General features: G+C 71.5%; 24 protein-coding genes. 11 read left to right on the plus strand and 13 right to left on the minus strand.

The annotated features are described in order from the left end of the window. Position 1: 1 nt before the first annotated feature. Genes FB554_RS15335 through FB554_RS15345 form a run of 3 tightly spaced genes read right to left on the minus strand, consistent with a single transcriptional unit; the run spans position 2 to position 2,780 of the window. On the minus strand, positions 2-796 hold the full coding sequence (locus FB554_RS15335) for a CoA transferase subunit A (protein WP_142007245.1): 795 nt from the start codon (positions 794-796) through the stop codon (positions 2-4). Beyond that, entirely contained in the window at positions 793-1,566 is a 774-nt protein-coding gene (gene pcaD / locus FB554_RS15340) for a 3-oxoadipate enol-lactonase (protein WP_142007246.1), read from the minus strand. Before pcaD ends, FB554_RS15335 begins: the two co-directional genes overlap by 4 nt. Continuing rightward, positions 1,566-2,780: an acetyl-CoA C-acetyltransferase gene (locus tag FB554_RS15345; RefSeq protein ID WP_142007247.1), complete on the minus strand. Its 1,215-nt coding sequence runs from the start codon at positions 2,778-2,780 to the stop codon at positions 1,566-1,568. Before FB554_RS15345 ends, pcaD begins: the two co-directional genes overlap by 1 nt. A gap of 93 nt (positions 2,781-2,873) precedes the next feature. On the opposite strand from FB554_RS15345, the gene FB554_RS15350 reads away from it, so the two are divergent. The 4 genes from FB554_RS15350 (at position 2,874) to FB554_RS15365 (ending at position 6,737) form a co-directional block, all read left to right on the plus strand. Further along, on the plus strand, positions 2,874-3,773 hold the full coding sequence (locus tag FB554_RS15350; protein WP_142007248.1) for a LysR substrate-binding domain-containing protein: 900 nt from the start codon (positions 2,874-2,876) through the stop codon (positions 3,771-3,773). Positions 3,774-3,884: 111 nt separating this feature from the next. Further along, on the plus strand, positions 3,885-5,099 hold the full coding sequence (locus FB554_RS15355; RefSeq protein ID WP_142007249.1) for an ATP-binding protein: 1,215 nt from the start codon (positions 3,885-3,887) through the stop codon (positions 5,097-5,099). 315 nt (positions 5,100-5,414) lie between these two features. Continuing rightward, entirely contained in the window at positions 5,415-5,936 is a 522-nt protein-coding gene (locus FB554_RS15360; RefSeq protein WP_142007250.1) for an anthrone oxygenase family protein, read from the plus strand. A 135-nt stretch (positions 5,937-6,071) separates the two neighbouring features. Next, on the plus strand, positions 6,072-6,737 hold the full coding sequence (locus tag FB554_RS15365) for a hypothetical protein (RefSeq protein WP_142007251.1): 666 nt from the start codon (positions 6,072-6,074) through the stop codon (positions 6,735-6,737). A gap of 124 nt (positions 6,738-6,861) precedes the next feature. Here FB554_RS15365 and relB read toward each other — a convergent pair whose 3' ends face one another. From relB to FB554_RS17705, 3 genes are all read right to left on the minus strand, one after another. Next, on the minus strand, positions 6,862-7,107 hold the full coding sequence (gene relB, locus FB554_RS15370; protein WP_142007252.1) for a type II toxin-antitoxin system RelB family antitoxin: 246 nt from the start codon (positions 7,105-7,107) through the stop codon (positions 6,862-6,864). Positions 7,108-7,179: 72 nt separating this feature from the next. Further along, entirely contained in the window at positions 7,180-8,082 is a 903-nt protein-coding gene (locus FB554_RS15375; RefSeq protein WP_142007253.1) for a WcbI family polysaccharide biosynthesis putative acetyltransferase, read from the minus strand. A gap of 41 nt (positions 8,083-8,123) precedes the next feature. After that, positions 8,124-8,429, minus strand: coding sequence for a glycosyltransferase (locus FB554_RS17705; RefSeq protein ID WP_244937445.1), 306 nt, complete (start codon positions 8,427-8,429; stop codon positions 8,124-8,126). Between the two features lie 349 nt (positions 8,430-8,778). Between FB554_RS17705 and FB554_RS17710 the strand changes: the two genes are divergently transcribed. Then, on the plus strand, positions 8,779-9,351 hold the full coding sequence (locus FB554_RS17710) for a hypothetical protein (RefSeq protein WP_170206917.1): 573 nt from the start codon (positions 8,779-8,781) through the stop codon (positions 9,349-9,351). A 141-nt stretch (positions 9,352-9,492) separates the two neighbouring features. Here the strand turns inward: FB554_RS17710 and FB554_RS15395 are convergent, their stop codons facing one another. Next, a complete protein-coding gene (locus FB554_RS15395; RefSeq protein ID WP_142007257.1) occupies positions 9,493-10,857 on the minus strand; it encodes an APC family permease in 1,365 nt (454 codons plus the stop codon). A gap of 104 nt (positions 10,858-10,961) precedes the next feature. Next, complete coding sequence (locus FB554_RS15400) at positions 10,962-11,543, minus strand: TMEM165/GDT1 family protein (protein ID WP_142007258.1); 582 nt, start codon at positions 11,541-11,543, stop codon at positions 10,962-10,964. A 440-nt stretch (positions 11,544-11,983) separates the two neighbouring features. Between FB554_RS15400 and FB554_RS15405 the strand changes: the two genes are divergently transcribed. Next, entirely contained in the window at positions 11,984-12,607 is a 624-nt protein-coding gene (locus tag FB554_RS15405; RefSeq protein WP_142007259.1) for a hypothetical protein, read from the plus strand. A gap of 177 nt (positions 12,608-12,784) precedes the next feature. Next, positions 12,785-13,087: a hypothetical protein gene (locus tag FB554_RS15410; RefSeq protein ID WP_142007260.1), complete on the plus strand. Its 303-nt coding sequence runs from the start codon at positions 12,785-12,787 to the stop codon at positions 13,085-13,087. Positions 13,088-13,092: 5 nt separating this feature from the next. On the opposite strand, the gene FB554_RS15415 is transcribed toward FB554_RS15410, so the two are convergent. Together FB554_RS15415 and FB554_RS15420 are read right to left on the minus strand one after the other, a co-directional pair. Further along, entirely contained in the window at positions 13,093-13,755 is a 663-nt protein-coding gene (locus FB554_RS15415) for a response regulator (RefSeq protein WP_142007261.1), read from the minus strand. Then, complete coding sequence (locus FB554_RS15420; protein WP_211344623.1) at positions 13,748-14,992, minus strand: sensor histidine kinase; 1,245 nt, start codon at positions 14,990-14,992, stop codon at positions 13,748-13,750. Before FB554_RS15420 ends, FB554_RS15415 begins: the two co-directional genes overlap by 8 nt. A gap of 210 nt (positions 14,993-15,202) precedes the next feature. Between FB554_RS15420 and FB554_RS15425 the strand changes: the two genes are divergently transcribed. The 3 genes from FB554_RS15425 to FB554_RS15435 all read left to right on the plus strand — a co-directional run bounded on the left by FB554_RS15425 (position 15,203) and on the right by FB554_RS15435 (position 17,653). Continuing rightward, positions 15,203-15,967, plus strand: a complete 765-nt coding sequence (locus FB554_RS15425) for a DUF4352 domain-containing protein (RefSeq protein WP_142007263.1) — start codon at positions 15,203-15,205, stop codon at positions 15,965-15,967. A 141-nt stretch (positions 15,968-16,108) separates the two neighbouring features. Then, the gene (locus FB554_RS15430; protein ID WP_142007264.1) at positions 16,109-16,588 is read left to right on the plus strand and encodes a VOC family protein; all 480 of its coding nucleotides are present in this window, start codon (positions 16,109-16,111) and stop codon (positions 16,586-16,588) included. A 63-nt stretch (positions 16,589-16,651) separates the two neighbouring features. Beyond that, positions 16,652-17,653 carry a GNAT family N-acetyltransferase gene (locus FB554_RS15435; protein ID WP_142007265.1) on the plus strand — a complete coding sequence of 334 codons (1,002 nt, stop codon included), beginning with the start codon at positions 16,652-16,654 and terminating at the stop codon, positions 17,651-17,653. Here FB554_RS15435 and FB554_RS15440 read toward each other — a convergent pair. Then, positions 17,637-18,305, minus strand: a complete 669-nt coding sequence (locus FB554_RS15440; protein ID WP_142007266.1) for a hypothetical protein — start codon at positions 18,303-18,305, stop codon at positions 17,637-17,639. The two genes, FB554_RS15435 and FB554_RS15440, sit on opposite strands and share 17 nt — an antisense overlap. 131 nt (positions 18,306-18,436) lie before the next feature. On the opposite strand from FB554_RS15440, the gene FB554_RS17260 reads away from it, so the two are divergent. After that, positions 18,437-18,586: a hypothetical protein gene (locus FB554_RS17260; protein WP_170206918.1), complete on the plus strand. Its 150-nt coding sequence runs from the start codon at positions 18,437-18,439 to the stop codon at positions 18,584-18,586. A gap of 20 nt (positions 18,587-18,606) precedes the next feature. On the opposite strand, the gene FB554_RS15445 is transcribed toward FB554_RS17260, so the two are convergent. After that, the gene (locus FB554_RS15445; RefSeq protein ID WP_142007267.1) at positions 18,607-20,046 is read right to left on the minus strand and encodes an APC family permease; all 1,440 of its coding nucleotides are present in this window, start codon (positions 20,044-20,046) and stop codon (positions 18,607-18,609) included. A gap of 36 nt (positions 20,047-20,082) precedes the next feature. Continuing rightward, on the minus strand, positions 20,083-21,375 hold the full coding sequence (locus tag FB554_RS15450) for an endonuclease/exonuclease/phosphatase family protein (RefSeq protein ID WP_142007268.1): 1,293 nt from the start codon (positions 21,373-21,375) through the stop codon (positions 20,083-20,085). Positions 21,376-21,535: the final 160 nt, after the last annotated feature.

Below are 21,535 nucleotides of genomic sequence, written 5' to 3' on the forward strand. Positions count from 1 at the left end.
GTCAGCTCGCTCCTTGCGCGGCGGTCGCGGGGCGCTCCCCGCGGGTGGTGCGCTTCTCGATGTCCTTGTGCTGCGCCTGCTCGGGGGTCAGCTCCACGACCCGCTGTACGAACACGCCGGGCAGGTGCACCTCGTCGGGTCCGAGGGCCCCCACCTCCACGACCTGCTCTGCCTCGACGATCGTCAGTCGCCCGGCCATCGCGGCCGGTGGGTTGAAGTTGCGCGCCGCCGCGTGGAACACGCAGTTGCCGGCGCGGTCGGCGACGGCGGCCCGCACCAGCGCGACGTCGGTGACGATCGCCTCCTCGAGCACCATCTCCCTGCCCTGGAAGACGCGGGTCTCCTTGGCGGGCGAGGCCAGCTCGACGTTGCCCTCGGTGTCGTAGCGCCACGGCAGGCCGCCCTCCGACACGAGGGTGCCGACGCCGGTGGGGGTGAAGAACGCGCCGACCCCGGCTCCCCCGGCGCGCAGCCGCTCGGCGAGCGTGCCCTGCGGCGTGAGCTCGACGGTCAGCTCGCCGGAGAGGTACTGCCGGGCGAACTCCTTGTTCTCCCCGACGTAGGACGCGATCACCCGGCTGATCCGGCGCTCCTCGAGCAGCAGCCCGAGGCCGGCGCCGTCGACGCCGCAGTTGTTGGAGACGACGAGCAGGTCGTCGGCGCCCTGCGCGAGCAGCGCCTCGATCAGGGTCCACGGGATGCCTGAGAGACCGAAGCCGCCGACGGCCAGGCTCGCGCCGCTCGGGATGTCGGCGACCGCCGCCTCGGGGCCGGCCACCACCTTGTCGAGACTCATGCCGGGGCTCCTTGCAGGTGTTCGATGATCGCGGCCGAGACCTGTTGCGGTTGCTCGACGTTCGCGAGATGGGCGGCCTGGTCGAGCACGAGCAGGCGCCCGTCCGGTACGCCCTCGGCCACCTCTCGCAGGTGCTCCGGCGGGGTGGCCGGGTCGTCGGCGCCGGCGATCGCGAGCGTGGGGGCGCCGATGCTGGCGAGGTCGGCGCGCTGGTCCATCGCGGCGATGGCGTCGCAGCAGGCGGCGTAGCCGGCCGAGGGAGTGGCGGCGACCATGTCGACGTGCGCCCGGCGTACGTCGGGGTGGGCCTGGGAGAAGCCGGGGGTGAACCACCGGTCGACGATCGACTCGGCGATCGAGGCGACGCCGTCGGCGCGCACCGTCGCGGCCCGCTCGAGCCACACGTCGGGCGGCAGGTGGGCGCTGCTGCACAGCACGACCAGGCGGTCGACCCGCTCGGGGTTGCGCACGGCGACCCGCATGCCGGTCATGCCGCCGAGCGACAGCCCGACGAGGTGGGCGCGCTCGACGCCGATGTCGTCGAGCAGGGCGACGAGGTCGTCGGCGAGGTCGTCGATCGCGTAAGAGCCTGGGGGCACTGGGGATTCGCCGTGCCCGCGCGCGTCGTAGCGCACCACGCGGAAGTGCTCCGACAGCGCCTCGACCTGCGGGTCCCACATGCGGTGGGTGGACCCGAGCGAGCCGGCGAGCACGACGGTGGGGGCGTCGCTCGGGCCGCTGATCTCGCGGTGCACCCGGACGGCGGCCATCACGCGATCCGCTCGAACACGGCGGCGATGCCCTGGCCGCCGCCGATGCACATGGTCTCGAGGCCGAATCGCGTTTCGCGGCGGTGCATCTCGTGCGCCAGCGTGGCGAGGATGCGTGCCCCGGTGGCGCCGACGGGGTGGCCGAGGGAGATGCCGGAACCGTTGGGGTTGAGCCGCTCGTCGGTGGGGTCGAGCTTCCACTCGCTCAGCACGGCGAGCACCTGGGCGGCGAACGCCTCGTTGAGCTCGATGACGCCGAGGTCGTCCATGGTGATGCCGGCGCGCTCGAGGGCGGCGGCGGTGGCGGGCACCGGGCCGATGCCCATGACCTCGGGTCCGACCCCGGCGACGGCCCAGCTGCGGAGCGTGAGAAGCGGTGTCAGTCCTCGCTTCTCGGCCTCGGCGCGGGTGGTGACGATGCACGCGGCGGCGCCGTCGTTCTGCCCGCTGGCGTTGCCCGCGGTGACGGTCGACGCCTCGTCGGTCTTGAGCCGGATCGGGCGCAGCCCGGCGAGCTGCTCGAGGGTGGTGTCGGGGCGCGGGTGCTCGTCGGTGTCGACGACGGTGTCGGGCTTGCCGCGTCGACCGGGGATCGTGACGGGCACGATCTCGGCGTCGAACCGGCCGGCCTGCTGGGCGGCGCCCGCGCGCTGCTGCGACTGCACGGCGAGCTCGTCCTGCGCCTCGCGGCTGATGCCGTAGTCGCGGCGCAGGTTCTCCGCGGTCTCGATCATCCCGCCGGGGACCGGGTGGTCCTTGCCTCCGGCGGTCTCGCGGGCGCGGTCGAGGCGGTCCATCAGGTCGACGCCACCCTGCTTCACGCCGGTGCGCAGCCCGAGGGCGTAGTGCTCGACCTGCGACATCGACTCCGCTCCCCCGGCGATCACGAGCCGGGCACCGCCGGTGGCGATCTGACCCGCGGCGACGAGCACGGCCTGCAGGCCGGAGCCGCAGCGCCGGTCGAGCTGCAGCCCCGGAACGCCCGTGCCGAGGCCGGCGTCGAGCGCGGCGACGCGGCCGATGGCCGGCGACTCGCCGTTGGGGTATCCCTGGCCGAGGATCACGTCGTCGACGTCGCCCTCGGTGAGGCCGGTGCGCTCCACGAGGGTGCGCAGCAGGCCTGACGCCAGTTCGGTCGCGGTGACCGAGGCGAGGGAGCCGCCGAAGCGGCCGACCGGGGTGCGCAGCGGGGCGCAGATCACGACATCGTCCATGGCATCGACGGTAGGGCGAGGCGTCGATATAGAGAAGTACTCAGTTGTGCGCCATTCGGACCTCAGAAGTCTCGGTCGTGCGACGCTGGTGGCGTGGAGCTCCGACACCTGCGCTACTTCCTGGCGGTCGCCGAGGAGCAGCACTTCGGCCGCGCGGCCCAGCGGCTGCACATGGCCCAGCCGCCGCTGTCGCACCAGATCCGACAGCTCGAGGCCGAGCTGGGGGTGCGCCTGCTCGACCGGACGACGAGGCGAGTGTCGTTGACCGAGGCGGGGGAGGCGTACGTCGGGCGGGTGCGGGCGATCCTCGCCGAGGTCGACGCGGCGGGCGAGCAGGCGCAGCGGGTGGCGGCCGGCACCGAGGGGCGGCTGGTCGTCGGGTGCGTCGGCTCGGCGACGTACAGCCTGCTGCCGGCGTTCGCCCGGGCGGTGCGCGAGGAGCTGCCGGGTGTGGACCTGGGCTTCCGCGGCGAGATGCTCGTGCCCGCGCAGGTGCGCGCGCTGATGGCCGGCGAGATCGACCTGGCCCTGCTGCGTCCGCCGGTCGACGAGCCGGGCGTACGCCTTTCGCGCCTGCGCGCCGACCGGCTCATCGTCGCGCTGCCCGACGCCCACCCGCTCGCCGCGCGCAAACGGCTGCGGGTGCCCGACCTGGACGGGCTCGACCTCGTCGTGCACGCGGAGGGGCGGTCGGTGATGCACGACGCGGTGATCGAGCTGTGCCGCGCGGCCGGGTTCGAGGCGCGGGTGCGGCACGAGGTGACCGAGACGTCGACGCTGGTGACGTTCGTGGCGGCCGAGCTGGGCGCGGCCGTGGTGCCCGAACCCGTTGCGCGACTAGGGGTTCCGGGCGTGACGTTCCGCCCGCTGGCGGCGCGCGGGGCGCGCATCGAGCTGGCGGTCGGCATGCGCGAGGACGACGACTCCCCCGCGCTCGCGCGAGCCGTGAAGCTCGTACGTCGGCTCGCCGCGAGCGACGATGCCGCCCGCTAGCGCTGTCTCGGCTCAGCACTAGACAGGCGAAGACGGGCCGATCGGCGACACGCGATCGGTTCCGCTAGCGAAATATCGGGGATCGCCTAGACGCGCGGATACGGTCCGATCGTGGACCCGATCAGGAACCCCTACGCCCCCGGCGCCGGCCAGCGCCCGCCCGAGCTGGCGGGGCGCGACGCCGAGCTGCAGACCTTCACCATCGTGCTGGAGCGCATCTCGCGCGGCCGGCCGGAGCGGTCGGTGGTGCTGACCGGGCTGCGTGGCGTCGGAAAGACGGTGCTGCTCAATGCGCTTCGCTCCGCGGCGGTGCGCGCGCACTGGGGCACCGGGAAGCTCGAGGCGCGGCCCGACCAGCGGCTGCGGCGACCGCTGAGCGCGGCCCTGCACACGGCCGTACGCGAGCTCGGCCACCCGCAGACCGACGACGTCGACCACGTGCTGGGCGTCGTGAAGTCGTTCGCGCAGCGCGACGCCCCGGCGGGCGCGAAGCTGCGCGAGCGGTGGAACCCGGGCATCGACGCGCCGGCCGTCTCGGGGCGTGCCGACTCCGGCGACATCGAGATCGACCTGGTCGAACTCCTCTCCGACGTAGGCGGATTGGCCGCCGACGTGGGCAAGGGCGTGGCAATCTTCATCGACGAGATGCAGGACCTGCACCCCGAGGACGTGTCGGCGCTGTGCGCGGCGTGCCACGAGATCAGCCAGGCGGCGCTGCCGGTGGTCGTCGTCGGTGCGGGGCTGCCCCACCTGCCGGCGGTGCTGTCGGCGTCGAAGTCGTACAGCGAGCGGCTGTTCCGCTACGCGCGCATCGACCGGCTGCCGCGCGACGCCGCCGAGCGGGCGCTGCAGATGCCGGCGAAGGAGGAGGACGCCGACTTCACCGAGGACGCGCTCGAGGCGATGTACTCCGCGACCGGCGGCTATCCGTACTTCATCCAGGCGTACGGCAAGGCGGTGTGGGACCTCGCACCGCGTACGCCCATCACCGGCGAGGACGTCGGCGTCGCCGCCCCCGAGGCCGAGTCGGAACTGGCCGTCGGATTCTTCGGATCCCGTTACGAGAGAGCGACTCCCGGCGAGCGGGAGTATCTGCGCGCCATGGCCGACGTCGCCGCCGACATCGCGGCGAAGGGCGAGGAGGAGCTCGACGAGATCGAGTCGGTGCCGACGTCGGACGTCGCGAAGCTGCTGGGCCGCAAGCCCCAGTCGCTCTCGCCCGCCCGCGACGCGCTGCTGAAGAAGGGGTTGATCTACTCCGGCGAACGCGGCCGCATCGCCTTCACCGTCCCCCACTTCGGGCGGTACCTGCGCCAGCAGGGGTGAGCACGCCGGCCCAAGCCGGCCGAGTAGCGACGGAGCCAGGCCGGCCGAGTAGCGACGAAGGAGCGTATCGAGGCCCCGCGAGTTGCTCTGGAACCTGCCCCAGGCTGAGTGGTCACTTACGGTCGGTGTCTGCGGGCGTACACCCGCAACAAGTGACCACTCAACCTTCGGAGACTGCGTTGCCGACGGCGCAGTCTCCTGCTTGCGACGACCAGCGCAGTGCGGTCGCGGAGGGCTACCGTGAGTGTGGCGAGGGGGAGACGCGCGCCTGACTCCTTCCGCGTTTTCGATCCTTCGGGAGCGGGAGGAAGTCCGATGACCACGCGACGCCTCACCGTCATTGCCCTGATCGCGGGCGCCATCGGGAGCGCGCTGATGGCCGGCGTCTCCCTCGCGTACGCGATCGCCGTCATGCCCGGCCTGGCAGCCGGCGATGATCGCTCGTTCGCCGAGACCTTCGACGCGGTGGACCGGTCGCTCGACGACGCCGTCTGGTTCTGGACCCTGGTGTTCGTCGGGCCGCTCCTGGCGATCGCCGTTGCGGCGGTCCTGAGCTGGCGCACCCATCAACGAGCGACCCTGCCCTTCGTGGCCACGGGTCTGGTGCTCTACCTCGTGGTGGTGGGCGTCACCGCGTTCGGCCTGGACCCCCTGGAGAGCGACTTCGCCGATGCGTTCGCCGGTTCGGCGCAGAACGCGGCGGCGGCCCGGGCGGCCCTCGACACCGGTCGGTGGGAGACCTTCAACCTGGTCCGGTTGGTCGCCGCCGTCGGGGCCAGCGTCGTGCTTTTCGTGGCAGCCACCCGGCTCGCGCGTCTCGGCTGGTCGAGAGACTGATCGGCGCTCTTACAGCGGCGGGGTTGCGTCTTCCGGATTGCGGGGTTATCGCCCGCTTGCTGCTGACTCTGGCTCGCCGCCTGAGCCCCTACGCGAGCGTAAGGCCGGGGGTTCGCGACCGAGTACGCTGTGCTCGTGGTGAGGCAGCTAGAAAGACGTACGTTCGCGAGGGGCATCGCCTGGTCGGTCCCCGTCGTGGTGGCCGCCAGCGCGGCACCGGCCGTGGCTGCGTCGTGCGCCGCGGTCACCATCGACTGGGACACGACGACGCTGTCCGGCGGCGCCGTGACCGTCGGCACGACCACCATGCGCGTCATGCGAGCAGGCTCCGGCAGCGGCACCGCGAACGACCTGACGGTGCGCAGCGGCCCGATGGGTGGGGTGAACGAGCGCTTCCTCCAGCTGGAGCGTGCGACACCGGCCAAGACGACCTCGGCCACCTACACGTTCACGTTCTCCCAGCCGGTGTCCAACCTGACGTTCTCGGTCTACGACATCGACGCCACCATCGGTTCCGGCTGGATCGACGGCGTCTCGTTCAGTTCCGGGTTCAGCGCCACGAGCACCGGGGCCACGCTGACCGGCACCGGCACCGCTGCGTCACCGTTCCAGCCGAGCCAGCCGGCCACGACGGGCAACCTGTCCGGTTCCGATGCCCGAGGCAACGTGACGGTCTCCTACGCCGGGCCGCTGACGTCGTTCACGATCACCTACACGAACGTCTACACCGGCACGAACTCGGTGTCCGGCAACCAGGGCATCGGTGTGTCTGACCTGACGTTCATCCCCAGCTCCTGCTGATCCGAACCCGGGAACGGGCGTCGCTCGGTCGGCCGGATCAGACGCCAGACTGACCGGTGGTCTCGGTGGCCACGGCGATGATCTCTTGGACCTGGGTGCGATTGCGCTGATAGGGGTGGGCGGCTCAGGGCAGCGAGGGCAGCCCAAAGATCAGCCCCAGCTCTTTCCACAGTGTTTGCGCCGGTCGCGATATCCGGCCGGATGATTCCCACTCGCGGGTGGCCCCATCGACCCAGAACGACTCCTCCTCGGAGTCGAAGTGATTGGCAATCGCCCGATGGACGTAGAAAGTCTTGGAACGTCCGGTCCTGGCGACGAGCGCGTCGAGACGCGCATCTTCTTCTGCGGTCAGTCGGATGCGGAGCGTCACGTCATCACCTCTCGCGATGCACCAACCGTACGTCGCCGGGACGGCTGCCCTACGTCAGCAGCCGCTGACTCCTCAGCCCGCCAGCCCCAGCGTCGCCAGAGTCTTCTCGTGCCGCCGCAGACCTTCCTCGACCATCTCGGGGTGCTCGGCGTACCACGCGCGGTGCGTCGCGGCGAGCTCCTCCTCCGAGACCTCGCGCCCGTCGACGACCCAGCCGTCGCGCGGTTCGCCGTCCAGGTCGAGCTCGTCGACCACCCACGCGGGGATCGGGGCGAACAGGCTGCCGAGCAGCTCGCGACCGGGGTCGGCGACGGAGCCGTCGGCCCCCAGCTCCTCGGCGATCCGGCCGGCCAGCCCGATGAGCACCGGGTTGCCCGGGTGGTTGATCACGTTGGTCGCGGCGGTGTCGGCCGCGGTCAGCAGGTCGTCTGCCGGCAGCGTCTCGTCCCGCTCCTGCCGCCGCCGCAGCTCCTCGCGCGACTCCTCAGCGATGGCGCGCACCGCCCCGGCCGGCGGTCGATGGGCCAGCGGAGCCCCGGTGAGCACGCGCAGGTCGTGATACGGCACCCGCGGCGGGTCGCCCGCCTCACCGCGCACCAGCACCTGGAACGGGTGGAGCGGTGCCCAGAACAGGGCTGGAATGCGTACGACCTGGGCCGAGCGGGTGCGCTCGGCCACCTGGGCGGTGCCGAGCGGCAGGTCCCGGTAGTTCTCGCGCACGGGCTGGGCGACGAACGCGGTCGTCTGCTCCAGAGCGCGGTCCAGGTGCGGCACGTCTGCCTCGGTCAGCTCGTGCACGGGGGGAATCCGCACGGTCGTCCACCGGTCGCCGACGAGCGGGTCGAGCAACACGCGCAGCGCCTCGGCCTGGCAGTTGCCCCACACCATCAGCGACGGCCCGGCCACCTCGCGGTGACCGTAGAACTCGCCGTAGTGCCACTCTCGCGGGTCGACCCCGTCCGGCGCCTCAGTCATACGGTTCAAGGTAAGTCGGGGTGTGACCTGCACGCCCCGCCCTAGGGGAGGTATTGCGCCGCGGCGACCATCTCCACCACCCGCACCGCACCGGCGGCTCCTGGCGCGGCTCTCAGCTCGTCGCCGACCCGGGCCGCTGTGGCGCGAATCCCGTTGTCGTACAACGCTTTTCCGACCGCGTTGTCGATCCACCGGCGGTTCGGCGTCAGCGTCGCGGTCGTGACTCCGGTGCCGCTCCAGCGCACCCGCGCCGCGATGTCGGCCTTGTCCTGCTGGGCCCCGGCCACCACGAGCGGGATGCCGTGCTGGAGCGCCTGGAGCACCCCGCCGTACCCGCCGTTGGTCACCATCACGTCGGTGCGGGGGAGCAGCCGGCTCGTCCAGGTCGGCCTCGTCCGGGAGCGGCAGGAACTGCGCACCCGCCCCCTCGACCCGGTGACGGAACCGGCTGCCGGTGAGCACGCGTACGTCGTGGCCGGCCTCGACCAACGCCCGCGCCAGCCGCACGGTCGGGTCGACGTGCCCGGTGAACGGGCACGCGGCGAGCAGGACCGACACCATGGCCGCACGCTAACGCCCGGCCCCGCGCGCCACCTCCCGCAGTTCGTACGTCCTCGCACGATCTGCGAGCCGGCTCCCCGTCGTTCCGGGGCTGGCTCTCCCAGATCGTGCGTGAACGTACGAAATGATGCCGCGGTGACCGAGCCGACCGACTCGACAGAGCCGCCCGACCCGACCGATGCCGCCGACTCGCCCGACACGACCGCCGCCGCGCTCGCGGCGGCCCGTGCCCTCACCGGCGAGATCGACCACTTCGACCAGCTGGCGACGATCGAGGTGGCGGCCATGGGCGGGCCGGAGGCGGCGCACGAGCCGATCCGGATCTGCGCGGTGACCCGCGAGCAGGTCGAGCGGCACCTGGCCGCGCCGGGGAGCTGGGCCGCCCCCGACCCGCAGCCAGCGCCCCAGTTCGCGATCACGTTCAGCGCCCGCAAGCGCCGCGAACGGGCCGAGGCGGCGGCCGCCGCCGAGCGCCAGACAGAGGCGTGGGAGCGGGAGTACGACGACATGGAGGCCGCCGCTGAGACCGCGCTCGCCGACTGGCGGCGCCGCGCAGACCCCGACTGGATCGCCCGGGCGACCGCCGCCCGCGACGCCGCGCTGGACGACCTCGTGACCCGCGGCCTGTGGACGAGCGAGGTGCGCGAGGGCTACCGCGACAGCCCGCTGGCCGCGCTCATGATGCACGCCGCTCTGGCCTGGGACTGAGGCCGGCCGCGCCCTGTGAGAACTTCTCGCGAGAACGCTGTAACGCCCGCGCAGCCCCCCACGATGTAGCGGACGCATGAGGCGCCACTCGGACCCCCGAGCGAGTGGCGCCTCATGTTTCTGTCTGCAGCCGCGCCCGGCTCAGCCCAGGTCCACCGACCCGACCTCCTGGCCCTCACGCTTCCGCGCGTGCCGAGCGATCAGGTACAGCAGCGAGCCGACGACCAGGTAGCACGCGGCGATCGTCCACGTCTGCAGGCTCTGCTGGGTCAGCAGCGCGATGCTGGCGATCAGCGCGAGCACCGACACGATCCGCGGGACGTGGAAGTACTCGTGGTCGACCTTGTCCTTCTTGAGCACCAGCACCGAGATGTTGGCCGAGATGAACACCAGCACCAGCAGCAGCACGGTGGTGTCTGCGAGGGTGCCGACGTCACCGACGAAGCTCATGCCCATGGTCACGGCGCCGACGACGAGGATGGCGACCCAGGGCGTACGACGGGCCGGGGCGACCCGCCCGAAGACGCTCGGCAGCAGGCCGGCCTCGGCGAGGCCGTACGTCGCGCGGCTGGCCATCACCATGAACAGCAGCGCACCGTTGCCGATCGCGACCAGCGCGATCAGCGCGAACAGCCACGGCGGGAACGACAGGCCCGAGGCGTCGATGACCTCCAGCAGCGGCCCCTCGGACTGCGCCAGCTGGTCGGTCGGCACGACCGCGCCGGCACCGATCGCGATGAGCAGGTAGACGACGCCGGCGGTGGCGATGGCGCCGAACAGCGCGCGCGGGTAGGCCCGGCTCGGCTGGCGCACCTCCTCGGCCATGTTGGCCGCGGCCTCGAAGCCGAGGAAGGAGAAGAACGCGGTGATCGTCGCGGCGAACGCGCCCGACATCGGGCTGATCCCGTCGGCGAACGTGGTGAGTCGCGAGGGCTCGGCGTCGCCGTTGCCGAAGACGATGGCGGCGACCACGATGATGATGATCAGACCCGTCATCTCGATGATCGTGGCGCACACGTTGGCCATCAGCGACTCGCGCACGCCGCGCAGGTTGATCGCGACGAGCGCCGCGATGAAGGCCAGCGCGACGGGCACCGACGGGATGTCGGTCAGCGCCTTGAGGTAGTCGCCGGCGAACGCGTTGGCCAGCGCCGCCGACGTCGTGATGCCCGAGGACAGCATCAGGAAGCCGATGAGGAAGGTGACGAACGGCTTGTTGAACGCCCGCTCCGCATAGCGCGCGGCGCCGCCTGCGTGGGGGTACTTCGTGATCAGCTCGGCGTAGGTGCCCGCGGTCAGCAGCGCCAGCACCAGCGCGATGATCAGCGGCAACCAGATGGCGCCGCCGACGTCCTGGGCGATGCTGCCGACGAGCGTGTAGATGCCCGCCCCCAGCGTGTCGCCGACGATGAAGAAGAACAGCAGCAGCGGGGTGATGCCCCGCTTGAGCTTGGTCTCGGTCTCGCCCACGGCGTTGGCGGTGGGTTGCGCTGGTGCGTCAGGCATCCGGACACCTTTGCAGGGTCTGGCGGCGGGCACCACCTCCCCAGGCGGCCTTTTGCCCGAAACTGCCCGGGTCTGCCCGACCAGCCCGTACGCCCGTGGCCGGCTCAGCCCAGGACGCCGAGCCCGTCGAGCACCAGCCACAGGCCGAAGACGGCGAACAGGAACGCGGCGCCGTACTTGATGAACTTCTCCGGCAGCTGCTTGCCGAGCACCGCACCGATACCGATCGCGAGCGCGTCGGCGAGCACCATGCCCAGCGTGCTGCCGATCCAGGTGCCGAACCAGCCGTTCTGGGTGGCCAGGGTGATGGTCGCGAGCATCGTCTTGTCGCCGAGCTCGGCGAGGAAGAACGCGACACCGACCGCGAGGATCGCGGCTCCGGTGCTGTTGCGCACCTTCTGCGCCTCGTCGTCGGTGAGCTCGTCACCGCGCAACGTCCACAGGGCGAAGATGAAGAACGCGATGCCGGCGGCGATCGCGATTGGCCCTTGGTACTGCGCGAACGCGTCGCCGATCCAGAAGCCGATGCCGACGGATGCCAGGTGCGTGATCAGGGTGGCGATCGAGATACCGATGAGCACATCGCGTGCGCGATATCTGGTTGCGAACGTCATCGCCATGAGCTGGCTCTTGTCGCCGAGCTCGGCCACGAAGATGACGGCGGTCGAGATGAGGAAGGCCTCCATTGCTACCTCTCCGCCTGGGCGAAGAGCAGCCGGCCTGATGGACGCGCCTCCGACCAGGCACAGTCAACGGGTTGCTGCACTGGTCGAAAGTCTCGTCCGCCACCGTCTCGGGTGGCCCACCTCGCCGGGCCCGAGGGCCAGTGTGTCGACGAGGTCGTTGGGGACTACTCCCTTTCAGCCGCCGAGTGTGCCGTACGCCTGGCGCACCGGCCAAATCCGTCTCACCCCGGTCGGCGGCCGGCGCCCGAGGGCGCTGGGCGACTGGTGCAGCCTGCCGTCCTGCCCTACGCTTACGGCGGCGTACGCGCACCCGGGGGAAGGATCGACCGACCGGTCGATGACGAGGGGCGTTCGCTCTACCGAACACCAGGGGAAATTTGATGGTTTCAGCACCAGTCCACCCGTCGCGGCGCACCGTCACCAAGGGCGTCGGATGGGCCGTGCCCACCATCGCCCTCGGAGCGGCGGCCCCAGCGCTCGCGGCCAGCCCGTGCTCGTGCACGCCGAACGGCTGCCCGAGCATGGGCTTCGGCGGCGCGCTCGACGGCAACGGCTGGAAGCTCTCGACGGTGGGGACCTTCACCGGCGGCACCACGCGCTATTCCGGCACCTACGCCCCCTCCACGGGCGGCAACGCCAGCTGCAACAGCGTCACGGGCGGGACCGGGGGCGGCTCCATCTCCGGCGCGATCGTCATGGAGGGCGACCCCACCGCCGCGGGTGCCTCGATCACGTACTCCAAGAGCGTCTGTCTTCAGGCGGGGCGCACCTACACGTTCACGTGGAACTGGAACAGCTTCAACGCCAACAACCGGTCGATGTTCCTCGACGCCCAGCTGACGAGCTGCTCCGGCACCGTGGTGGCGACGGCGGCTCAGGTGCAGGCGCTGGGGCGCACGACGAACAATCGCGGCTCCCGCATGCTCACGGTCACGCCGACCGCGACCAGCCTCTACACGTTCGAGTTCATCGGCACGTTCGGTACGACCCCGGCGTACGACAGCGCCTGCAACCGCTACGCCAACGACATCGGTTTCACCGCGCCGCTCTGCAGCGGCGGCTGATCAGCCGACTCGAACGACTCCTCCGTGTCACCGACCCCGGCGCGCAGCCGGGCCGACCGCCCACTTCGGGAGCCGGTCGTAGGGCGGTGACGTGCTGCGCACAGCATCCGGACAGCCCTGGGCGCCAGCGTGCATGGCACACCGAGCCGGACCTGCCGGCCAGGGAAGGAGAACGCCATGACCAACCGGAGGCTGGGACAAGGAACCCGCATCGGTCTGACGACCGCCGGATTCCTTGCAGCAGCAGGGGTTCTCGTCGGTGGCGCCAGTGCCTATGCCGCCACCGACGCACCGGGTACGACCTCGCCGGGCGCGACGTCCACCACGAGCCCGGACGGCCAGGGTCAGCAGGACCGCGGCCAGCAGGGCCGCTCCGACTCGGGCGCCCCGGGCGACCGGGAGGGCTGCGACGACGCCGACAAGGCGCCGGGCGGCGCAGCCTCGCCGAGCTCCTCGACCGACGCGACCGACGCGACCTGATTCCCTCAGACCAACCCGGCCTTGGTGACCACCACGGCGACGCTCACTCGGTTGGTGACGCCGAGCTTGTGCTGAGCGCTCGCCAGGTGGGTCTTCACGGTGGCCTCGCTGGCGTACAGCTCGCGCGCGATCTGCGCGTTGCTGAGCCCGCGGGCCACGGCGACCGAGACCTCGCGCTCACGGTCGGTCAGCCGGGTCACGGCGGTGCGCGCCGCCGTGCGCTGCGGGTCGTCTGACGACGCGACGTGCGCGAAGACGGCCCGGACGGTGGCGGGGGACAGGGTGGCCTGTCCCCCGTCCACCCCGCGCACCGCGTCGAGGATCTGGGTGGGCGAGCTGGTCTTGAGCAGGAAACCGTCGGCCCCGGCAGTGATCGCCCGGACCACCACGTCGTCGGCGTCGAACGTCGTGAGCACGACGACCCTCGGGGGGTTGTCGAGCCGCTTGATCTGCCCGGTGGTCGTGACGCCGTCCTGGCGTTGCATGCGCACGTCCATGAGCACGACGTCGGGCCGGTGGGTGCGGATGGCCTCGAGCGCCTGGTCGCCGTCGTCGGCGCGGCCGACCAACTGCACATCGTCGGCGGACGACAGCATCAGCTCCAGCCCCGCGCAGACGATGGGGTCGTCGTCGACGAGCAGGACGCGAATCCTCCTGAGATCACTCATGACTCGCCTTCACCGGGTTGGCGGCGGGGTCCCACTCCCAGGGCAGGGTGACCAGCACCCGGAAGCCGGCGTCGTCGTCCACCCACGCCCACATCTGGCCCCCGCACTGCTGGGCCCGCTCCTCGACCCCGGTCAGTCCGTGCCCGGGCGAGATCTGCTCCGGTGACCCCCCGGGAAGCCGGTTGGTGGCCGAGATCTCCAGGCCGTCAGCCGGGTTGCCGGTGACATGCAGACGTACGGCCTCGCCGGGCGCGTGCTTGCGCGCGTTGGTGAGCAGCTCCTGGGTGATGCGGAAGGCGCTGCGGCTCGTCGGCAGCGGCACCTCGTCGATGCGGTCGACGTAGACCGTGGAGGCCACGGGGCTGCCAGCGGCGAGGGTCTCGTCGACCAGCTGAGGCAGGTCGCGCAGCGTCGGGGTGGCGCTGCCGATGTCGGCGCTGTCCGGCTGGCGCAGCACCTCGAGCAGCGCCTGCAGGTCGTCCATCGACTGCTGCGCGGCCTGCCGCACGAGCGTGGCACTGCGCGCGACGCGACGGTCGTCGTCACCGCTCACCATCTCCAGCGCCCCCGCGTGCAGCGAGACCAGGGAGAGCCGGTGTCCGAGCGCGTCGTGCACCTCGCGGGCGATGCGCTCACGCTCGGCCTGCCGAGCCACCTGGCTGTTGAGCTGGGTGAGCTCGGCGTCGATCTCCTGCTCGCGCAGCTCGTGCCGCCGCAGCTTGTCGCGGTCGCGCAGCAGCACGGCGAAACAGATCACGACCCCGATGAGCGTCAGGGTGAACACGGCGATCCCGAGCCCTTGGCCCATACCTCGCGCGGTGAGCGGCACGACCGTGCTGTGCACGCCGTTGCCGAGTCCGTGGTGCTCGGTGCCGTCGCGCAGGAAGTACAGGACGATCGCGAGGGTGGCCACCGATCCGCACAGCCAGGCCCGCCAGTCGCGCCACCCGGTGGAGGAGGCGACGACGGCGTACAGACCCGCGGCGGGCAGGACCGCGTCGAGCGGGTGGATCAGCACGACGGTGCTGATCAGCAACGAGATGACGACCGGCCAGCGGTGCCGCCAGATCAGGGAGAGGCTGAGCAGCACGCCGACGGTCCACACGACCGCCCACTCGGTGTTGTTGTCGATGTCGAGCGGCCCCTCGTTCACGCCGTGGGCGTAGGTGACCGAGAGGGTCATGCTGACCAGGCAGAAGCCGACGAGCACGGCGGTGCGCACCGACGGCTGGAGCAACGTCCACCGCCCGCCTTGCACCGCCCCTGCCGTCATGAAGCCTGATCTAACCCGAACGTAGGTTGTGGCGAGCCGTTCGGCGGTCAGATTCCCCGCGAGCGCCAGCCAGTCGGAGGAGGGTGGTCGAGCCGTTCGGTGGATCCGCGCAGGTGGTCACCCCGGCTTGACTCTGTCTCGTCGCCAGAACACTCAGACAGGGGAAACCACGACATGTCCACGCCCATGAACACCCAGCCGCCGTCCGACGCCGCTCCGGGCCACCAGGCCGCCGGCGGCCTGCCGCCAGTCCCGCCGCAGCAGTTCGCCTACCCGCCGATGCAGGAGCCGCAGAAGAAGAGCTGGTTCGCCCGGCACAAGATCATCACCGGGCTCGGCGCGCTGCTGCTCGTCGCCGGCGGCGTCTCGGCCGCCCAGGGTGGGTCCGGGGGGACCACCACCGACGGGTCGAGCAACCAGGCCGCTGCGCCGGCCGACAACGGTGGGGACGCGGCCCCCGCCGCCGGTGACGGCGACGGTGCGCAGGACGCCGCTCCCGCCGCCGACGACGCCAAGCCCGTCGCCAAGAAGGACTCGCTGCCCGGCCTGAACGCTCCCGTCCGTGACGGCAAGTTCGAGTTCACCGTCACCAAGGTCGAGACCGGCAAGACCCAGATCGGCGATCAGTACGTCGGCGAGAAGGCCCAGGGCCAGTTCACCCTGGTGACCGTCACCGTGAAGAACATCGGCGACGAGCCGCAGACGCTCATCGACACCGAGCAGCAGCTGACCGACGGGTCGGGTCGGCAGTACACCAGCAACACGATGGCCGCGCTGCTCCTGCCGGGCAACGAGAACGCGTTCATCACCGACATCAACCCCGGCAACAACATCAAGGCTGTCCTGGTCTACGACATGGCCAAGGGCGCCAAGCCGACGACCATCCAGCTGCACGACTCGATGTTCTCCGGCGGCGTGAAGGTCGACCTGACCAAGTAGGCGCCAGCCCTGCAGCACCCGCCCGGCCCGCGACGGACTCCACCGTCGCGGGCCGGGCGAGCGTCCGGGTGGGGCGGTGGGCGTACGCCCGCGGCTAGCGTGGCCGGGACGCGCACCCGACGCCGGCCGCAGGAGGCACCCATGTCCGACGAGCAGCCCTACATCGACTACGACAACCTGCCCGTTCCCGACGAGGGGATCCTGGTCACCACGTTCCTCACCGTCGAGAACGTCGACCGGTCGCGCCGGTTCTACTCCGAGGTGCTCGGCGGCACGGTGGTGCTGGAGCGCAACCCGTGCATGGTCAAGCTCGCGAACTCGTGGCTGATCATGAACCCCGGCGGCGGCCCGACGCCGGACAAGCCGGGCATCACGCTCGTGCCGAACCAGCAGCGCGACGAGGTCTCCGCGTTCCTCAACCTGCGGGTCGCGGACATCGCGCAGGTCTATCGCGAGTGGAGCGCCAAGGGCGCCGAGTTCGTCACCGAGCCGATCGACCGTGGCGCCGAGATCCGTTGCTATCTCAGGGATCCCGACGGTTACCTCATCGAGGTGGGGCAGTCGACCGGGCTGCTCCAGGGCGACCTCGCCAAGATCCGCCCGGAGGACCCGACGGGATGACCGGCCCCGCGCGCGGCGCGAAACTGCGTCGCCCCCGCCCCCGACGTACGCCAGGGTGGGCGCATGCAGACCGACTACCGCTGGAGCCGGCTCACCACGGACGACGGCGAGGCCTGGGCGGCGCTCGCGAACACGCTGGCCGAGGTCGACGACACCGACGAGTTCGTCAGGGCCGAGGACCTCACGGAGGAGCTGACCGACGACGGCGTCGACCCGAGCCGTGACACCTGGGCGGTCTGGGACGGCGACCGCCTCGTCGCGTTCGGCGGCGTCCGGGTGTCGCCGACGCTGGGCCACGACGGCACGGCCCGCGCCTGGTTCCTCGGCGGCGTGCACCCCGACCACCGCGGGCGGGGGATCGGCCACCGGCTGGTCGCGCAGCTGGAGGCGCGGGGCCGCGAGCTCATCGCCGAGCGGCACCCGGGCCAGCCCGCGGTGTTCGCCTCCGACGCCGGCCGCGAGGACTCCTCGTCGGCGGCGCTGCTGCGCCACCGCGGTTACGCGGTCGTGCGCTACTTCAACCAGCTCGTGCGCCCGTTGCCCGGGGAGGTGCCCGCGCAGCCCGAGGTGCCCACCGACGTACGCCTGGTGCCGGTCAGCGACGACCTCAAGGAGGCGGTGCGCGAGGCGCACAACGCGGCGTTCCGCGACCACTTCGGCTCCTCCGAGGTGCCGCCGGCCGCGTGGGACCACCGCTGGGCGGCGCGCGCCAGCCGGCACGACCTGTCGTCGCTGGCCGTCGACGGCGCCGGACGGGTGCTCGCCTACGTGCTGTGCCAGGTCTGGGAGGAGGGGGAGCTCTACGTCGCGACCGTCGGCACCGTCGCCGAGGCGCGTGGGCGCGGCCTCGCCCAGGCCTGCCTCGCCCGGTCGCTGCGGCTCGCCGTCGACGAGGGCGGCTTCACCCGCGCCGACCTGCACGTCGACTCCGCGAGCCCGACCGGCGCCACCCGGCTGTACGCCCGGCTCGGCTTCGAGACCGCGCGCGTCTTCGCCCGGTTCGAGCGCCCGCAGGGCAAGGTCTCAGCCTCCCGGCCGACCGAGGGGCTCAACAGACGGGCGTGAACGAGATGTCGGAGATCCCCGCGAGGATGTACAGGTCGTAGTTGGTGCTGAACAGGTTCGAGTAGGTGATGCTGAAGCTGGTGAGGGGACCGGCGTAGGAGATGCCGACGTTGCCCGCGGTCTCGGTGGGCAGGGCGGAGCCGGTGTTGGTGAACGGATCGGCGGCCGTGCCCGAGCCCGTCGCCCTGCTGCCGCGTGACCGCACGGTGAAGCCGGACGAGAGGGAGAAGCCCTCGCGGAAGCCGGTGGTGCCGCTCGTGCCGGTGCCGACGGTCTCCAGGTCGAGCAGGGTGAAGCTCACGTTGGTCACCGGTCGCGAGAAGGTGAACGTGATCGTCTGGGTGTCTCGCGCCGCGACGCTCGGCGAGAACGAGAAGGCGAGGTATTTCTGCGAGATGCCGCCCTGCGGGCCGGCGGTCACTCGCAGGTTGCGGTCGTTCGAGACCGTCGAGGTCACCGTGAGCGTCGTCCCGTTGACCGTGGTCTGACCCACGAGCGTCCCCGTGGCCAGGGCATCCCAGTCGACCACGCCGGGGGCGCACGTTGGAGAGGCGGCGGCGGAGGGTGCGGCGGTGGCGATGCTCACGATCGGGACCGACCACAGGGCGCCCTTGCTCACGGTCCGACGGGTTGTTCCGGTCTGCTGCTGCACGGCTGCCTCCCGCTGCCTGCTGATGACTGTGCTCACTCTAGATGCGCTGCGGTGCGCTGCGGCTCCCGCGCTGCGTCCCTCGCCGAGGGGATAGGTGAGGCGAACCTAACTCATGCCCTACACTCCTGCCCGTGGCCAAGAAGTCCAAGCAGCGCAAGCCGAAGAAGGAGTGCTGCGTCTCCAAGTCGCGGTGCCAGCGCTGCCCGATCCGGATGCTGCGCGAGGGCACGCTCCCGGAGGGCTACACGGTCAAGAAGCGCAAGCTGGTCAAGGCCGCCTGAGCCGCACGCTCGGCTGAGCGTCAGGACCGCTCGAGCCGGGCGAGCAGCCGCTCCTCGGCGTCCGGCCCCGCGGCCACGCCCGACGGCAGCCGCAGCAGGAAGACCACGCCGAGCAGCCACCACAGCCCGAACAGGATCCACGGCTCGATGCTCAGCGCGGCCGGCATCCCGGGCAGGTAGAGCGACAGCAGCGCCAGGGTGAGCACGGCGGCGGCGACCCCGACGACGGTCCCGAGCGGGGAGCGGGCGCTGCCCACGCGGAACGGGCGGTCCATCTCCGGCTCGCGCCGGCGCAGCACCAGGAACGTCACCGCCACGAGGAAGTAGGCGACGACGATGCTCGGGGCGCCGGAGTCGACCAGCCACACCAGCATCGCCTCGCCGAACCACGGCGCCAGCACCGACAGCGACCCGATGAACAGCAGCGCGTTGACCGGCGTCCTGTACGTCGGGTGCAGCTTCCCGAAGAAGCGCGGCAGCATCCCCGAGCGGCCCATGGCGTACAGCAGCCGGGAGGCGCCGATGAGGAAGGCGTTCCACGAGGTGAGGATGCCGGCGATGCCGCCCGCGATCAGGATGGTGCCGAAGATCTCGCTGCCCCACAGGGCGGTCATCGCATCGGCGGTCGCGAGGTCGGCGGCGGCCAGCTCGCTGCTGCTCATCGCCGAGCCCGCGGTGACGACGACGAGGATGTACCAGAGCGCGGCCATCGCGACCGACAGCACGACCAGCTGCCCGATGCGGCGGAACGGCACGTTGATCTCCTCCGCCGACTGCGGCACCACGTCGAACCCGACGAACAGGAACGGCACCACCACGAGCACCGCGACGAACCCGTCGAACCCGCCGGTGAACAGCGGCCGCATGTTGGCGGTGGAGCCGCCGACGAACGAACCGACCAGCAGCAGCGCGCCCACGACCAGCAGGAACAGCACGATGAACGACTGCGCCGCGCTCGCCGGCTTGATGCCGCGAATGTTGAGCAGGGTCAGCACGACTGCGGCCACGACACCGACCAGTGCCCAGGTCAGGTAGACGTCGGACCCCGCGACCGACCACAGGCGTACCTGGTTGAGCTCGGGGAACAGGTAGAGCGCCGTGCGCGGCAGCGCCACCGCCTCGAACGCGACGATCGTGACGTAACCGCCGGTGATCGCCCACGAGCAGACGAACGCCCACCGCGGACCCATCCCGCGCATGACGTAGTGGTGCTCGCCGCCCGCGTGCGGCATCGCCGAGACGAGCTCGGAGTAGGTCAGGCCGACCAGGCACATGATGAGCCCGCCGACGACGAAGGCCAGCGCGGCACCGAACGTGCCCGCCGACTCGAGCCAGCCGCCGGTGAGCACGACCCAGCCGAAGCCGATCATCGCGCCGAAGCCGATGGCGATGGTGTCGAGGCTGCCGAGCGCGCGGACGAAGCCGCCGTCGGTGCCGTGCGTGGGGGAGTGGTCCGTCATCTCCCCATGCTGCCGGGCTACCGGCGAGTCGGGAGGTCAGACGCGCACGTCGACCCAGACCAGGCGGTGGTCGCTCGTCGGGAACGGGTAGCTGCCGGTGAGCCGCGACAGCGGGTCGGCCTTGACCGGCCAGAACACCCGGGCGTCGAGCATCTTCAGGTTGCGGCTCGGCAGGACGTAGTCGGCCCGGATGTTGCCGGGCGGCTCGGCGAAGTCGGCGGTGTCGTACTTCGCCGGCGTGCGGTGGGTGAGGTTGGCCCCGCCCTGCTCGCGCGCGGCCTCGACGGCGCCCTCCGACCACGGCGTCAGCGAGGTGTTGACCCGCTTGTTGGTCAGTAGCTGCTGGACCGCGCCGGGCAGCGAGTCGCCGTCGTAGGGGTCGCTGTTCTGGTCGCCGGCGATGACGAACCGGCTGCCCGGCTTCAGGCCACCGCGCTGGCCGGCGTCGTCGTAGATGTAGCGCGACCGGCTCGGCCCGGAGACATAGTCGGCCCACAGTCGGATCTCGTCGGCGTTGCGCAGGCCGTTGCGGTCCTCCGGCCCGTCGAACACCGGCGGCGTCGGGTGCGAGGCGAGCACGTGGACCGTGCGCCTGCCGACCCGCACGGGGACGTCCCAGTGCGACTTGCTCGACAGCCGTACGCGCTCCAGCTCCTCGGGGGAGAACCAGTCGTTCGGCTCGGGCGTGGCCGGGTCGTCGGGCAGTCGCGCGCCCGGCATGTCCTTCCAAAGGAAGTTCTGGAAGGTGCGCACCCGCGCGGTGTCGATGGGGTACTTGCTGTAGACGACCATGCCGTACTGCCCCGGGAACTCGCCGAACCCGAACGCGTCGTTCGGGCCGCCGACGGTGCCGTCGTTGTCGAGGTCCATGCCGCTCGGCACGCCGGTGTTGACCGGGGCGGTGTAGGCGTAGGGGTAGGTCACCGGGTCCGCGCCGCGCTGCCCGCGCTCGAGGTAGTTGTCGCGGAACAGGTCGACCGCGACGTTGCCCGGGACGTAGTCGAACTCGTTGATGAGGACGACGTCGGGGTCGGTGCGCTGGATGGTCTCGGCCACGTTGCGCGCCTGCTCGTTGTCCGGCGTCGACAGGTCGCGCACGAGCTGGCCCTCGGCGGAGCGGTTGAGCGAGGCGTTGAACTGGGCCACGCGCAGGGTGCGGTCGGGGGCGTTGCTCCCGGGCTTGGCGCGGTCAGGCTTGGCGCTGCCCTGCGGCTTGGCGCTGTCGCCGGGCTTGGCGGTGGCGGCCGGGGCGGCGAGGCCGACCGAACCGGCCAGGGCGACACCGACGAGGGCGGTGAGGAGCGACGTACGGCGGGTGCGACGGGTCATGAGCCCCACTGTGGCCCGGTCCGGGCGACCTGCGGGCGAACACGAGGAGATCTTTGGGCGGTGGGGACGGCTGGCGGAGTCGCCGCGCGACTGAGTGGTCACTTGTGGTGGGTGTCGACCGTCGCGCACCCGCCACAAGTGACCACTCGAGCCGGTGAGT

This window comes from Barrientosiimonas humi, assembly GCF_006716095.1.
GTDB lineage: Bacteria > Actinomycetota > Actinomycetes > Actinomycetales > Dermatophilaceae > Barrientosiimonas > Barrientosiimonas humi.

What these genes read in the sequence shown, in the direction of transcription:
- FB554_RS15445 (WP_142007267.1), bottom strand. Translation starts at nt 20,046, where the DNA reads ATGACGGACCACTCCCCCACGCACGGCACCGACGGCGGCTTCGTCCGC.
- FB554_RS15435 (WP_142007265.1), top strand. Translation starts at nt 16,652, where the DNA reads ATGCAGACCGACTACCGCTGGAGCCGGCTCACCACGGACGACGGCGAG.
- FB554_RS15400 (WP_142007258.1), bottom strand. Translation starts at nt 11,543, where the DNA reads ATGGAGGCCTTCCTCATCTCGACCGCCGTCATCTTCGTGGCCGAGCTC.
- FB554_RS15450 (WP_142007268.1), bottom strand. Translation starts at nt 21,375, where the DNA reads ATGACCCGTCGCACCCGCCGTACGTCGCTCCTCACCGCCCTCGTCGGT.
- FB554_RS15410 (WP_142007260.1), top strand. Translation starts at nt 12,785, where the DNA reads ATGACCAACCGGAGGCTGGGACAAGGAACCCGCATCGGTCTGACGACC.
- FB554_RS15395 (WP_142007257.1), bottom strand. Translation starts at nt 10,857, where the DNA reads ATGCCTGACGCACCAGCGCAACCCACCGCCAACGCCGTGGGCGAGACC.
- FB554_RS15360 (WP_142007250.1), top strand. Translation starts at nt 5,415, where the DNA reads ATGACCACGCGACGCCTCACCGTCATTGCCCTGATCGCGGGCGCCATC.
- FB554_RS15430 (WP_142007264.1), top strand. Translation starts at nt 16,109, where the DNA reads ATGTCCGACGAGCAGCCCTACATCGACTACGACAACCTGCCCGTTCCC.
- FB554_RS15425 (WP_142007263.1), top strand. Translation starts at nt 15,203, where the DNA reads ATGTCCACGCCCATGAACACCCAGCCGCCGTCCGACGCCGCTCCGGGC.
- FB554_RS15335 (WP_142007245.1), bottom strand. Translation starts at nt 796, where the DNA reads ATGAGTCTCGACAAGGTGGTGGCCGGCCCCGAGGCGGCGGTCGCCGAC.
- pcaD (WP_142007246.1), bottom strand. Translation starts at nt 1,566, where the DNA reads ATGGCCGCCGTCCGGGTGCACCGCGAGATCAGCGGCCCGAGCGACGCC.
- FB554_RS15345 (WP_142007247.1), bottom strand. Translation starts at nt 2,780, where the DNA reads ATGGACGATGTCGTGATCTGCGCCCCGCTGCGCACCCCGGTCGGCCGC.
- FB554_RS15415 (WP_142007261.1), bottom strand. Translation starts at nt 13,755, where the DNA reads ATGAGTGATCTCAGGAGGATTCGCGTCCTGCTCGTCGACGACGACCCC.
- FB554_RS15375 (WP_142007253.1), bottom strand. Translation starts at nt 8,082, where the DNA reads ATGACTGAGGCGCCGGACGGGGTCGACCCGCGAGAGTGGCACTACGGC.